The 13,359-nt window shown below is 65.2% G+C and carries 14 protein-coding genes and 1 tRNA gene; 7 read left to right on the plus strand and 8 right to left on the minus strand.

Annotated elements, in window-relative coordinates:
* Positions 1–18 precede the first annotated feature (18 nt).
* Positions 19–753, plus strand: a complete 735-nt coding sequence (locus tag AB4061_RS36780) for a response regulator (protein ID WP_150983133.1) — start codon at positions 19–21, stop codon at positions 751–753.
* Entirely contained in the window at positions 754–2,082 is a 1,329-nt protein-coding gene (locus AB4061_RS36785; RefSeq protein WP_441641046.1) for an ATP-binding protein, read from the plus strand.
* A gap of 200 nt (positions 2,083–2,282) precedes the next feature.
* Here the strand turns inward: AB4061_RS36785 and AB4061_RS36790 are convergent.
* A tRNA-Met gene (locus tag AB4061_RS36790) sits at positions 2,283–2,358 on the minus strand.
* A 129-nt stretch (positions 2,359–2,487) separates the two neighbouring features.
* Between AB4061_RS36790 and AB4061_RS36795 the strand changes: the two genes are divergently transcribed.
* Both AB4061_RS36795 and rpsU read left to right on the plus strand, forming a co-directional pair.
* Positions 2,488–2,685: a cold-shock protein gene (locus AB4061_RS36795; RefSeq protein WP_006158572.1), complete on the plus strand. Its 198-nt coding sequence runs from the start codon at positions 2,488–2,490 to the stop codon at positions 2,683–2,685.
* A gap of 34 nt (positions 2,686–2,719) precedes the next feature.
* A complete protein-coding gene (gene rpsU, locus AB4061_RS36800) occupies positions 2,720–2,932 on the plus strand; it encodes a 30S ribosomal protein S21 (protein ID WP_006158571.1) in 213 nt (70 codons plus the stop codon).
* 391 nt (positions 2,933–3,323) lie between these two features.
* Here rpsU and AB4061_RS36805 read toward each other — a convergent pair whose 3' ends face one another.
* A complete protein-coding gene (locus tag AB4061_RS36805; RefSeq protein WP_174425066.1) occupies positions 3,324–3,941 on the minus strand; it encodes a LysE family translocator in 618 nt (205 codons plus the stop codon).
* 95 nt (positions 3,942–4,036) lie between these two features.
* Complete coding sequence (locus AB4061_RS36810; RefSeq protein ID WP_441641047.1) at positions 4,037–4,570, minus strand: PaaI family thioesterase; 534 nt, start codon at positions 4,568–4,570, stop codon at positions 4,037–4,039.
* A gap of 202 nt (positions 4,571–4,772) precedes the next feature.
* Here AB4061_RS36810 and nodI point away from each other — a divergent pair, with 202 nt between their 5' ends.
* The 3 genes from nodI to AB4061_RS36825 all read left to right on the plus strand — a co-directional run bounded on the left by nodI (position 4,773) and on the right by AB4061_RS36825 (position 7,031).
* A complete protein-coding gene (nodI, locus tag AB4061_RS36815; RefSeq protein WP_441641048.1) occupies positions 4,773–5,684 on the plus strand; it encodes a nodulation factor ABC transporter ATP-binding protein NodI in 912 nt (303 codons plus the stop codon).
* 24 nt (positions 5,685–5,708) lie between these two features.
* Entirely contained in the window at positions 5,709–6,569 is an 861-nt protein-coding gene (locus AB4061_RS36820; RefSeq protein WP_441641049.1) for an ABC transporter permease, read from the plus strand.
* A gap of 231 nt (positions 6,570–6,800) precedes the next feature.
* Positions 6,801–7,031 (plus strand): hypothetical protein, encoded by a 231-nt coding sequence (locus tag AB4061_RS36825; RefSeq protein WP_441641050.1) that lies wholly within the window; start codon positions 6,801–6,803, stop codon positions 7,029–7,031.
* A 4-nt stretch (positions 7,032–7,035) separates the two neighbouring features.
* Here AB4061_RS36825 and AB4061_RS36830 read toward each other — a convergent pair whose 3' ends face one another.
* The 5 genes from AB4061_RS36830 to folC all read right to left on the minus strand — a co-directional run bounded on the left by AB4061_RS36830 (position 7,036) and on the right by folC (position 13,031).
* On the minus strand, positions 7,036–8,241 hold the full coding sequence (locus AB4061_RS36830; protein WP_441641051.1) for an O-succinylhomoserine sulfhydrylase: 1,206 nt from the start codon (positions 8,239–8,241) through the stop codon (positions 7,036–7,038).
* Between the two features lie 430 nt (positions 8,242–8,671).
* A complete protein-coding gene (gene purF, locus AB4061_RS36835) occupies positions 8,672–10,207 on the minus strand; it encodes an amidophosphoribosyltransferase (protein WP_441641052.1) in 1,536 nt (511 codons plus the stop codon).
* A 98-nt stretch (positions 10,208–10,305) separates the two neighbouring features.
* Positions 10,306–10,803 carry a CvpA family protein gene (locus AB4061_RS36840; protein ID WP_183034345.1) on the minus strand — a complete coding sequence of 166 codons (498 nt, stop codon included), beginning with the start codon at positions 10,801–10,803 and terminating at the stop codon, positions 10,306–10,308.
* Positions 10,804–10,881: 78 nt separating this feature from the next.
* Positions 10,882–11,610: an SPOR domain-containing protein gene (locus AB4061_RS36845; protein WP_441641053.1), complete on the minus strand. Its 729-nt coding sequence runs from the start codon at positions 11,608–11,610 to the stop codon at positions 10,882–10,884.
* A 110-nt stretch (positions 11,611–11,720) separates the two neighbouring features.
* On the minus strand, positions 11,721–13,031 hold the full coding sequence (gene folC / locus AB4061_RS36850) for a bifunctional tetrahydrofolate synthase/dihydrofolate synthase (RefSeq protein ID WP_441641054.1): 1,311 nt from the start codon (positions 13,029–13,031) through the stop codon (positions 11,721–11,723).
* Positions 13,032–13,359: the final 328 nt, after the last annotated feature.

Consider the following 13,359-nt stretch of genomic DNA (forward strand, 5'->3'; position numbering starts at 1 on the left):
GCCCCAGGGAGCCCTGTCATGAGCGATACCATGGCCAAGTACAAGGTATTACTGGTCGAGGACGACGATCGCCTCGCGCAGCTTGTCAGCGAATATCTGGGCAACTATGAATTCGTGGTGGAGGTGGTGCGGCGCGGCGATATCGCGGTGGCCGCCGTCCAGGCCCTGCGGCCAGCACTGGTCATCCTCGACCTGATGCTGCCCCATATGGACGGCATGGAGGTGTGCCGCGGCATTCGCGCGTTCTCGCGCGTGCCCGTGCTGATCCTGACCGCGCGCGTCGATACGTATGACCAGGTGGCGGGGCTGGAGATCGGCGCCGACGACTATGTGGTCAAGCCCATCGAGCCAAGGCTGCTGGTGGCGCGCGCCCGCGCCCTACTGCGGCGAGCCGCCGCAGAGCGGGTTGCCGAGACCGCCACGCCCGCGCAACGGGACCATGAACTGGTATTCGGCGCGCTGGTGATCTCGCCACCGAACCGGCAGGTGACATGGCGCGGACAGGAGGTGGACCTGAAAACCACCGAGTTCAACCTGCTGCTGATCCTGGCGCGCGCCGCCGGCACCGTGCTGAGCCGCGACGACATCCTCAAGGCGTTGCGCGGCATCGAGTTCGATGGCATCGACCGCACCGTCGACTCCGGCATCTCGCGGCTGCGCCGCCGCTTCGAGGATGCCTCGCCCGAGCCGCACAAGATCAAGACCATCTGGGGCCGCGGCTACCTGTTCAGCCCGTCGGCATGGGAGGAATGAATGGTCCGCTCGCTACTCAAGCTCTATCTGCTGGTGATCCTGGCCGCAGCCGGCGCGGTGACCGTCATCGACAACACGTTTATCCCGCTGTTCCATGAGCATTTCACCGAGACCGAACGGGAAAGCCGCAAGGGTTATGCCTTTACGCTCTCCCAATTCCTCGGGCCGCAACGGGGCCCCGAGCGCGAAGCCGCGCTTTCCATCCTGCAAAAGCACGCACGCGAGGCGTTTGACCTGGTCGACGCCGCCGCCCTGACGCATCTCGATGCGCAGCAGCGCAGCGACCTTGCAGCCGGCAAACTGGTGCTAAGCCAGGACGCAAAGAACTACTACCTGCCGCTGCGCGATGGCCAGATCCTGCACGCGTACAGCGTGGAAGACGACCACACCAACATCTCGGTGCTGGCCTATGGCTTGATCGCCCTCGCCACCTTGCTGTCGATCATCGCCTGGGTGTGGTACCACTGGCGCGATCTGGACAAGCTGCAGCAGKCGGCAAGGGATTTCGGCAACGGCAAGCTGTCGACCCGGGCCAACCTGCCCCGGCGCTCCAACATCTCCGCGCTCGCCAGGCAATTCAATGAGATGGCCGAACAGATCGAAGCCTCGATCGTGCACCAGCGCGAAATGATGCACGGCATCTCGCACGAGCTGAAGACGCCAATCGCGCGGCTGGAGTTCGGCATCGCGCTGCTGCAGTCGGCCGGCACCGGCGAAGCGGAGCAGGCGCGCCAGGTGCTGCGGCTGGAAGACCTGCGCCGCGACGTGCACGAGCTCGACGAGCTGGTCACCGAGCTGCTGACGCTAGGCCAGCTCGAGCAAGGCGCGGCGCCGATGATGCTGATGCGCGTGTCGGTGAGTGAGCTGATCGACAGTGTCGCGGCCAGCGTGGCCGACGAGGTGGCGGATAACAAGCTCACGCTGTCGGCCTATGCCAGCGGCCCTGCGGCCCACCACGTCTGCGATCCGCGGCTGGTGGCGCGGGCGCTGCTTAACCTCTGCCGCAACGCTGCCCGCTACGCGCACAACGCCATCCACCTGCACGCCGAGACCGACGCGGCAGGCACCTTGACCCTGACGGTGGAGGACGATGGCCCCGGTATTGCGCCGGAGGAGCGCGCCCGCATTTTCGAGCCCTTCCACAGGCCCGATTCCAGCCGCAACCGTCATACCGGGGGGTTCGGACTGGGACTGGCCATTGTGCGGCGCATCGCGCTGCTGCATGGCGGCCAGGTCAGGCTGGACAGCAGCCGCAAAGGCGGCGCGCGCTTCGTGATCAGCTTGCCAGCCATGGACGAGCCCGCCATGCCCGGCAAGCCGGCGAGTTGAGGAGCCGCCCCCCATGAAATGGTCGACGATTGTTACCGTGCTGCTCGCGTGGATGGGCGCCTGCGCCGCCGCCGGCTGGCTGGCGATGGCGTTTTCCGGCCTGACGGCGCAGTAGTAGCGCGGTAGTGACGGAATCTGCCCGCGCAACAAAACAAAAAGCCTGCCGGGACTCCGGGCAGGCTTTTTAGTAGAATACGGTCTGGTTGCGGAGGCAGGACTTGAACCTGCGACCTTCGGGTTATGAGCCCGACGAGCTGCCAACTGCTCCACCCCGCGTCAGAGGGGCGTACTATACGCCACCCTGGCGGATTTGCATAGCTTTTCCGGCACGCTTTCTTGACAGCGTTTACGTAAACGTGTAAAAGCAAGTGGGCGCATTCTTTGCGCTCAAAAAAGGATTTTTCCATGGAAACTGGTACCGTCAAGTTCTTCAACGCCCAGAAGGGTTTTGGCTTCATCACCCCGGACGCTGGTGGCAAGGACTTGTTCGTCCACATCTCTCAGGTTCGCGGGGGTGCTCCGCTGCAAGATAACCAGCGAGTGCAATACCAGTCGCAACAGGGCAAGAAGGGTCCTGAAGCGGCCAATGTTTCCCCCGTTTGAACCCGCCGCTTTGCGGCAATGCTAAAGGACAGAATTGACTAAGATCGTCTTGAAACCAGGTGAGCCCGTTGAAGTTGCAATGCGGCGTTTCCGTCGGGCCATCCTCCAGACCGGCCTGATCGTTGAACTCAAGAGCCGTACCGCTTACGAGAAGCCCACGACCGAGCGCAAGCGCAAGAAGAAAGCCGCGGAATCGCGCCTTCGCAAACGCCTGCGCATGCAGATGTTGCCGAAGAAGATGTACTGATTCGGCACAGCAAGCGGCGAGCGCGCTTCGACGCGTTTCTGCCGCAGGCCGCATAAATCCGCCAGTCATTGCCTGGCGGATTTTTCTTGTTTTAGCGGCACCGTCGGATGTCCGGCCCTTCGTGGCCTGACAACCGCCGACCGGCCCTGATACCGCCCTGCCCATCGCTCCAATCGGATCGAGCGCGGCCGGCGCCATGCTTGCATTCGCCCTTTGCGTGCGACACGGCCAGCACTTTTACTCCCCTCTTCATTTTTTTACTGCGCCAGACGCACGTACGTCTTGCTGCCGCCTTGCTTCGCGCTAAAGCGACGACACTTGCCGCTGCGACAGGCAAAGAAACAGGCCGCACAATGCATGGCGGCCCGCTTGGCTGGCTACTTCCCCTGCTTCAACTGCGCGCCGCAATCAGCGCACCCGCGCCAATCAGCGTGATGCCGCCCGCGCGCTGCACATTGGCCTGGGCGCGCTGGGTGGTGAGGCGCTTGGCCAGCGCACGCGCCAGCAGCGCATAGACAGCGGCGTTGGCGGTCGCCATCACCACGAAGGTGGGAATCAGCACCACGGCCTGCGGCCAGAAGGCCAGGCGCGCATCAAGGAACTGCGGCACGAAGGCCACGAAGAACACGATGCTCTTGGGATTCAGCGCGGTGACCAGCCACGCCTTGGCAAAGCGCTGGCGGCTGCTCCCGGACTGTGCCGTGACCGCCATGGCGCCGGCACGCGAGGCACCGCGCAAGGCCTGGATGCCGAGGTAGACGAGGTAAGCCGCACCGGCCCACTTCAACGCCGTGAACAAGGCCGCCGAGGTGGCCAGCACTGCGCCGAGGCCGGCCATCGACAGCGTGAACGCCGTCAGGTCGCCCGCGGCAACGCCAGCCACGGTGGCGTAGGCGGATCGGCCACGATGGGCCAGCGCATCGCCGATCACCAGCAGGATGGTCGGGCCGGGAATGATCAGTACGACGATGCTTGTCAACACAAAGGCCAGCCAGTGCTCGAAGGACATTGCGACTCCAGGTTTCGTTGATGGGCACCCGCGGGTGACTCACCAGTATAAGCAACGCGGCCTGCCGCTGACAGCGGCGCCGGCCCGGCCACGCATCAGCCAGCCGGCATCGCAAAGACCAGGCAGGTGGTAGTGGCGTAGGCGTAGAGCTTGCCCTGCGTGTCGACGATACGGCCCTCGGCAATCCCGATCTGCGTGGTCAGGCTGATGACCTTGCCCTCTGCGCGAATCGGGCCGGTCTTGGCAGTCAGCGGGCGCACATAGTTCACCTTCAGCTCCAGGGTGGTGTAGCCCTTGCCGGCCGGCAGCATGGTGTGGACAGCGCAACCCACGCAGGAATCGAGCAAGGTCGCGGCATAGCCACCATGCACGCTGCCGATCGGGTTGTAGTGCTGTGGGCCGGGTGTGCCCTGGAAGACGAAGCGCCCCGCCTCGAACTCCACCGGAAAGAAATCCATCAGTTGCGCAATCGGCGCACCCGGCAGCTTGCCGGCCAGCATGTCCTCGAAGAACTGCAGCCCGGCACGTTCGCTTAACTGCGCGAGCGTTGCCACGCCCGGCCCTGCCAGCCTGGCGCGCGCCAGCCGTTCGGCTTCCTGCCACTGTGCCAGCGTGTCTTGCGCACTCATCTGCTTTGCCTCCATGATCCGCTTGGATCTGTTTTTGTGTCCCGTGCACGCGGCAGCTCTTGCTAGCATGCGCGCCCCGGCGCGAACCAGCAAGATAACCGCAACCGCGAATTCTTGCTGCAGCGCGCCACAAAGCATTCGCGCAGCTGCCTGCATAATGATGGATATTGCGCCCGCGGCGCGCCCAACTCCCGCTCCTGCCTTGACTGCCATTCTTGAACTACGCAATGTAAGCAAGCAATACGGCGACACCGTCGTGGTCGACGATCTCAGCCTGAGCGTGCAGCGCGGCCAGTGCTTCGGCCTGCTGGGCCCGAACGGCGCCGGCAAGACCACCACGCTACGCTTGCTGCTGGGACTGACCACACCGGCTTGCGGCACGCTCACCCTGTGCGGCGAGCCGATTCCACAGCGCGCGCCGCAGGCCCGCATGCGGGTGGGCGTGGTGCCGCAATTCGATAACCTCGATCCCGATTTCACTGTGGTGGAGAACCTGCGCATCTTTGGCCGTTACTTCGGCCTGGAGCGTGCCGTGATCGAAGCGCGCGTGCCGGCGCTGCTGGAATTCGCGCGGCTGGAGAGCCGTGCCAAGGCGCAGGTAAGAGACCTGTCGGGCGGCATGCGCCGGCGCCTGACGGTGGCACGCGCCTTGATCAACGACCCCGACCTGCTGGTGATGGACGAGCCCACCACAGGGCTGGACCCGCAGGCGCGCCACCTGATCTGGGAGCGCCTGAAATCGCTGCTGGCCAACGGCAAGACCATCCTGCTGACCACGCATTTCATGGAAGAAGCCGAGCGCTTGTGCAACTACCTGTGCGTGATCGACAGCGGCCGCAAGATCGCCGAAGGCAAGCCGCATGAACTGATCGACAGCCAGATCGGCTGCGACGTGGTGGAAGTGTATRGCGACAACCTGGAGCCCCTGCGCGGCGAGCTGCACCCGCTTTCGATGCGCACCGAGATGAGCGGCGAGACACTGTTTTGCTACGTCAAGGAGCCCGCGCCATTGCTGGCGGCGCTGCACGGCCGCAGCGGCGTGCGCTACCTGCACCGCCCCGCCAACCTGGAAGACGTCTTCCTCAAGCTGACCGGCCGCGAAATGCGGGACTGAGGCCAGACTGACAACGGAATGAACATGAGCGAACAAGACCCCCGCCCCGCCGTCGCGCCGGCCGCCGCCACCGCTGCGCACCCTGGCGCCGCGCCGCGGCAGCACTACCCGCAGCCGCTGCTGCCGATGAACATGCGCAACTGGACCATGGTCTGGTACCGCAACTTCATGGTGTGGAAGAAGCTGGCGATTCCCTCGATGATCGGCAACCTGGCCGATCCGATGATCTACCTGTTCGGGCTTGGCCTCGGGCTTGGCCTGCTGGTGGGGCAGGTCGACGGCGTGTCCTACATCGCCTTCCTCGCGGCCGGCACCACGGCGTCCAGCGTGATGATGTCGGCGAGCTTCGAGTCGATGTATTCCGCCTTCTCGCGCATGCATGTGCAGCGCACCTGGGAAGCCATCATGCATGCGCCGCTAACGCTCGGCGACGTGGTGCTGGGCGAGATCATGTGGGCCGCCAGCAAGGCGGTGCTGTCGGGCCTGGCCATCATGCTGGTGGCCGGCGTGCTGGGTTATGCGCAGTTGCCGGGCGCGCTGCTGGCGCTGCCCGTGATCGTGCTGGCGGGCATCGCGTTTGCCAGCCTGGCCATGATCGTCACGGCGCTGGCACCCAGCTACGACTTCTTCATGTTCTACCAGACACTGGTGATGACGCCGATGCTGCTGCTCTCCGGCGTGTTCTTCCCGCTGGAGCAATTGCCCGCGGGCGCGCAGGCCGCCACCCAGGTGCTGCCACTTGCGCATGCGGTGGCGTTGATCCGCCCCATCATGCTGGGGCGCCCGGTCGACAACCTGGCGCTGCACCTGATCGTGCTCGGCGCTTACGCGGCCGTGGCGCTGGTGGTGGCGCTGATACTCCTGCGCAGGCGCTTGCTGCGCTGAGGGCGCGGTAAAGGCAACCGTGCGCCGCGGCAACGCTGACCACCAGCTCTATGTGTTCGCCGCCAGAGAGTATGATGCCGGGCACGGCGCAAGATGTCCGGTGTACCTGGATACCTGAGGCCGGCCGCCCACATCACCTCCACCGTCCCGCGAGCGCGAGCTGTGTCCATGCCATTTCCAATGTCCGTCCGCGTCGCGCCAGCGAAGAAAGAGCCGCAGCAGAGCCGCGTCATGCGCGCTGCCGCAACGTTGGCCGCTTTGGGCCTGTGCGGCGCAATGGCCGCTTGCAGCGTGGTTGGCGCCACCGTGGCGGTGGGCAGTGCTGCGGTCTCTACCGCGGCCACGGTTGGCTCCGCGGCAGTGAGCGTGGGATCGACCGTAGTCGAGACGACCTACGACGTGACCAAGGCCGGGGTCAAGGCCGTGGCCGGCAGCAGCGACGACGCCGTGCCGGCGCACTGACGCTTTAGCCCTGCAGTCCGCGCAGCAAGTCCGCCTTCAGGTCCGCCACCGATTCAAGGCCAACAGCCAGGCGGATCAGCCCTTCGCCGATGCCCGCGGCCGCCTTGGCTTCCGGGCTGACGCGTCCATGCGTGGTCGTGTAGGGATGGGTCACGGTGGTGCGCGTATCGCCCAGGTTGCCGGTGATCGAGCACACGCGCGTGTTGTCGATCACGCGCCAGGCATTGGCGCGCTGCTGCTCCGGTGACTCCCCCTTGAGTTCGAAGGACACGATGGCGCCGCCGCCGCTTTGCTGGCGCTGCGCCACCTCGTACTGCGGGTGGGACTTCAGCGCCGGGTGATATACGCGCGCAACCGCCGGATGCGACTCCAGGAACTCGGCCAGTGCCAGCGCGCTCTGGCTGTGGCGCTCCATGCGGATCGCCAGCGTTTCCATGCCCTTGAGCAGCACCCAGGCGTTGAATGCCGACAGCGTCGGCCCGGCCGTGCGCACGAAGGGGAACACCTTGCCCATGATGAAATCGTGCGAGCCCAGCACCGCGCCGCCCAGCACGCGGCCCTGCCCGTCGATATGCTTGGTGGCCGAGTGGACCACGATGTCGGCGCCGAATTTCATCGGCTGCTGCAACGCCGGCGAACAGAAGCAGTTATCCACCACCAGCAGCGCGCCAGCGTTGTGGGCGATGTCCGCTACCGCGGCGATGTCGGCCACCTCGGTGAGCGGGTTGGACGGCGTTTCCAGGAAGAACAGCTTGGTGTTCGGCTTGACCGCCGCGCGCCACGCCGCCAGGTCGGTGCCATCGACAAAGGTGGTTTCCACGCCGAATTTGGCGAAGATGTTCGAGAACAGCGTCATGGTGGAGCCGAAGATGGCGCGCGAACTGACCAGGTGATCGCCCGCTTGCATCGACGACATCACGATCGACATGATCGCGCTCATCCCGGATGCGGTTGCCATGCACGCCTCGGCGCCTTCCAGCGCGGCCAGGCGGCTCTGGAACATCGCCACCGTGGGGTTGGTGAAGCGCGAGTAGGTGAAGCCCGACTCCGAATTGGCGAAGCGCTCCGCGGCCTCGGCAGCGCTGTTGAAGCAGAAGCTGGAGGTCAGGTACATCGCCTCCGAGTGCTCCATGAACTCGCTGCGCATGGTGCCGGCGCGCACGCCTAGCGTATCGATGTCGAGGGAGTCGAGGGGAAGCGGTTCGTTCATGATGGGGAGGCGGTGGTACCCGCGCGGTTATCCGTGTAAGTGGTGGTAGCCTGGCTGCCCCGGCTGCGCGCCGGCGGCAGCAATAAAAAAGCCCGTGCGATCTTTGGCCGGGGGCCGAATCGACGGGCTGCTTGTGTTCGTTGGGATAGGCCCCGCGCTGCGGCGGGAATCCGGCTTGCCAATGTGCCAGTGGTGCGCACAACCGGGAAGCCGGCGTTCCGCTTTAGCTGTTTCGGGCATTTCCCTGTGACGGGCAATTTCCTGTTCCGGGAGCCATGATAATGATCAACAACAACGATCAACCTATCGCTCCAGCAGTACCCGCGTCCGCAAGCTGACAATCAAATCGACGCCCGGCAATGTTACGGCCGGGCCTCGCTTCTCGTCAACTCCGCGCCGGTCATCACGGCGATTGCGGGCGTGCGCCGCCCTACTCGTTGCCGCCGGAGCGTTGCAAGTGCAGTTGCGAGCGCTCGCTATCGCCAAGGCCACCGGTGCCATCGCGATCGGCCTGGCTGCGCGCGGTTTCCAGGCGCTCCAGGTAGGCTTCGTCGATATCACCCGTGACGTAACGGCCATCGAAGCATGAGGCATCGAAGTCGTTCAGCTTGGGGTTGATGTCGCGCACGGCCTGCTTCATGGCTTCGACGTCCTGGTAAACCAGCTTGTCGGCGCCGATGATGCGGGCGATTTCCTCATCCGTGCGGCCGTAGGCAACCAGCTCGCTGCGGGTGGGCATATCGATGCCGTACACGTTGGGGAACTTCACCGGCGGCGCGGCCGACGCAAAGATCACCTTGTTGGCGCCGGCTTCGCGCGCCATCTGCACGATCTCGAAGGACGTGGTGCCGCGCACGATGGAATCGTCCACGATCAGCACGTTCTTGCCCTTGAACTCCACGCCCATGGCGTTGAGCTTCTGGCGCACCGACTTCTTGCGCACCGCCTGGCCGGGCATGATGAAGGTGCGGCCGATATAACGGTTCTTGAAGAAGCCCTCACGGTAGTTCACGCCCAGCTTGTTGGCCACCTGCATCGCGGCCGGACGGCTGGAGTCGGGAATCGGCATCACCACGTCGATGTCACCCGCGGAGACTTCGCGGCGGATCTTCTCGGCCAGGTAGTCACCCATGCGCAGGCGCGCATCGTAGACGGGCACGCCATCGATGCACGAATCCGGGCGGGCCAGGTAGACGTACTCGAAGATGCACGGCGTAAGCACGGGATTATCCGCGCACTGCTGGGTGTAGAGCTTGCCGTCCAGGTCGATGAAGATGGCCTCGCCGGGCGCCACGTCGCGCTCGAGCTTGTAGCCGATGCCTTCGAGCGCCACTGACTCCGACGCCACCATCCACTCCTTGCCGGTCGGCGTTTCCACGCTGCCCAGGCACAACGGACGGATGCCGAACGGATCGCGCACGGCCAGCATGCCGTAGCCAGCGATCTGCGCGGCGATGGCGTACGAGCCACGCACGCGGCGGTGCATGCCCGCCACGGCCCTGAAGATCGTGGGCGGATCCAGCGCCAGGCCGCTGCTGGCGCGCTGCAGCTCGTCGGCCAGCACGTTGAGCAGCACTTCGGTGTCGGAGTGCGTGTTGATGTGGCGGCGGTCGCGGCTGAACAGCTCCTCGTGCAACTGTTTCCAGTTGGTCAGGTTGCCGTTGTGGGCCAGGATCACGCCGTAGGGCGCGTTGACGTAGAACGGTTGGGCTTCTTCCTCGCTCGAGGCCGAACCGGCGGTGGGGTAACGCACCTGGCCGATGCCGGCGGCACCCGGCAGGCCGCGCATATTGCGCGTGCGAAACACGTCGCGCACCAGGCCGTTGGCCTTGTGCATGTGGAAGGTGCTGCCGTTTGCGGTAGCGATGCCGGCTGCATCCTGTCCGCGGTGTTGCAACAGCAGCAGGCTGTCGTAAATCAATTGGTTAACGGGCGTGGATGAAACCACACCGACGATACCGCACATGCCAAGCTCCCAGGAAAGGCGTTTGAATCAGGGGGCGGCCCCGCCCTTCAGGGAGGAGCCCGCGTACTACCAGCCGGGCGAGTCCGCCCGGCCTCATGTCATGTCTTGACGTATTTGGCGACTTCGGGAGGCAGCCAGGGCCGCAGCGACTCCATCGCCTGCATCACGTAGGGCCGGGACAACGCATCGCGCCAGAATGCTTCCTCAGGCAGCTTGGTGAACCCAGCCACGGTCACCACGAACATCACCACCAACGCGCCGCGCAGCAGCCCGAACACCAGCCCTAGGCCACGGTCGGCGGGCTTGAGCCCGGTGCTCTCCAGCAACTGGCCCAGCACCGTGCCGGCCAGTGCCGCGGCGATCACGGTGCCGATGAAGACCACTGCGAAGCCCAGTGCGCTACGCGCCAGCTGCCCGCCGGGCACCGATTCGGGGATCCAGCCCGCCGCGGTGCCCGCGAAGTGGTAGGCCACCAGGAACGCCACCACCCAGCCGATCAGCGATAGCACTTCCCGCACCAGCCCGCGCAGCACGCCGATCAGGCCCGAGGCGATGAGGATGAAAACAACGCTGTAATCGAAAAAAGTCGGCTGCATGCGTAATACGGTGTCCCGGTGCGGCGGCCGGGTAATGAGGATAGTGGGGCTCATGGGGCAACCAGCCCGCGCCGGGCTTTACTGTTCGATCACCTTGGCGGTCAGGCCCGCGGCGCGCACCCGCTTCTCGGCGGCGTCAGCCGCGTCGCGATCCGAAAAAGGGCCGGCACGCAGCAGCACACGCTCGCCGTCGGCCAACACCTTCTTCTCAATATAGGCGGGCACCTTGCCTGCCTTGAGCTTGCTCAGCCAGAGCTTGGCCTTCTCCTCCGAGGAGAACGCGCCGATCAGCACCAGGAACTTGCCGCTGCCCGGCTTGGCTGCGGGGGTGGCCGGCTTATCGGCGATTTTCTCGGCAGGCGCTGCCGCGGCCGCAGCGGCCGGCTTGGCCGCAGCCGAATCGGCAACCAGTTCCTCGCCGGCATCGAGCGCCTGGCTATCGAGCTTGGATTGCGGGGCGGGCGGCAACGGATCCGCCTTGCGGGCATCAGTCTTCACCTTGCCCGCGGCGCCCCCCGCGCCACCCTCGATCTTGACCGCAATATTGTCGACGACCGGCCTTGGCTGGGTCTCGAAGACGATCGGCAGCACGATCACGGCAGCCGCCATCAGTACCACCGCGCCGATCAGGCGCCGGCGCGCCCGCTGCTTTTGCGGAAACTCCGGGTCGAGCGTGTCGTCCGCGTACTCCTCGGCCAGGCGTCGCGACGAAGCGATGCCTGCACCCGGGTCCGAACGCGAGCGGCGCCCGCGCTCCGGTGCCGGGGCGTTGCCCTTGCGGGAAGAAAACAGCGAAAGCAGGCCCATAGATTGGTTCGGTGCGACGGCCGTAAAGCCGGCCGTTGAAATTGTCGCTCAGATTGCGCGGCGATTTGCCCCGGTGTTAGCCCCGGAAAACTGCCCGGCGGCCGCGCGACTCAATTTGCCCGGGTGGCGCGATATGCCATCACGCCCGCCACGGTGTAGAACGATCCGAAGACCAGAATTCTATCATCCTCGGTCGCTCTGCCGAGGGCATCCCGGTAAGCCGCCTCCGGGCTGGCAAAGCAGGCCGCCGTGGCATCTGGCCCCGGATGGAAACCACCCTCTTCCAGCTTCTCCAGCAAGTCCGCCGCGCTGGCCGCGCGCGGCGTCGGCAGGTCGGCCAGGCACCAGTGGTCGACCTTGTCGGCCAGATGGCGCAGCACGCCGGCGATGTCCTTGTCCTCCATCGCGCCGAACACCGCGTAGGTGTAGCGGAAGAAGCCCATGTTGTCGAGGTTCTGGGCAAGCGTGGCCGCCGCATGCGGGTTATGCGCCACATCCAGGATCACCACCGGACGCCCCGGCATCACTTGGAAACGCCCCGGCAACTCCACGAAGGCGAGCCCGTTGCGCACTTCCTGCGCACTCACCGGCAGCCGCGGGCGCATCGCCTGTAGCGCAGCCAGCGCGGCCGAAGCATTGAGCAACTGGTTGGCGCCGCGCAGCGCGGGATAGCCCAGCCCGTTGAGCTTGCGCTCGCGGCTGCTCCAATCCCACTGTTGACGCTCCTGCCCCTTGGAAGCCTGCTGATGGAAATCCCGGCCCACCAGCCAGAGATCCGCGCCGATCGCCTCGGCATGATCGATCACCGACTGCGGCGGCACCGGATCCCCCACGATGGCCGGCACGCCGGGACGGAAGATCCCCGCCTTCTCGTAGCCGATCTTCTCGCGCGTATCGCCCAGGTAACTTGTGTGGTCGATGTCCACGCTGGTCACGATGGCGCAATCGGTATCGATCACGTTCACCGCATCCAGCCGGCCGCCCAGCCCCACCTCCAGGATCATGGCATCCAAGCCCGCCGCGGCAAAAGCATGGATGATGGCCAGCGTGGTGAACTCGAAATACGTCAGGCTCACCGGATCCGCAAAGCTCGTGCGCGCCCGCTCCACCGCCTCGAAATGCGGCAACAACTGCGCGTCTGTGGCGAACTCGCCATTGATGCGCGCACGCTCGTTGAACGCCATCAGGTGCGGCGACGTATGGCAACCCACCTTGTAGCCCGCCTCAAGCAGGATGCGCTCCAGCATGGCGCAGGTGGACCCCTTGCCGTTGGTGCCGCCGACGGTGAACACCACCGCATCGATGCGCAGCCCCAGGGCCTCCTTGACGCGGGTGATGCGCGCCAGCCCCATGTCGATGCCCACCGGGTGGGCGGATTCGAGATGGGTTAGCCATTCGGGGAGGGAGGGGAAGATAGGCATGATGGGGAGACGGCGTTAATCGGGGGGGTGGCTTATTGGAGCCGGTTTTGGGGTAAGTGGTTCTTTGCTTGGGGTTGGTTTTGCGTTGGGGTGGTGTTGGGGCGTGTTGGGGTAGGTCAAAGGTCTAACGGCAAGGGCAACTTCAACTGCAACTTCAACTGCAGTTTCACCACCCCTGCGGGGCGGCGACCTACTTTTTTGTCTTGCCAAAAAAGTAGGCAAAAAAGGCGCGCCGGATGGGGCGACACCCCCTCGGGATTCGACGAAAAGAGCGGCCGGGACCCAAACTCGCATCGCCTTAAGGCGATACTCAGACATGGGTCCCTCT

The sequence above is a fragment of the Cupriavidus sp. YAF13 genome (genome assembly GCF_052113425.1).
In the GTDB taxonomy this organism is placed as follows: domain Bacteria; phylum Pseudomonadota; class Gammaproteobacteria; order Burkholderiales; family Burkholderiaceae; genus Cupriavidus.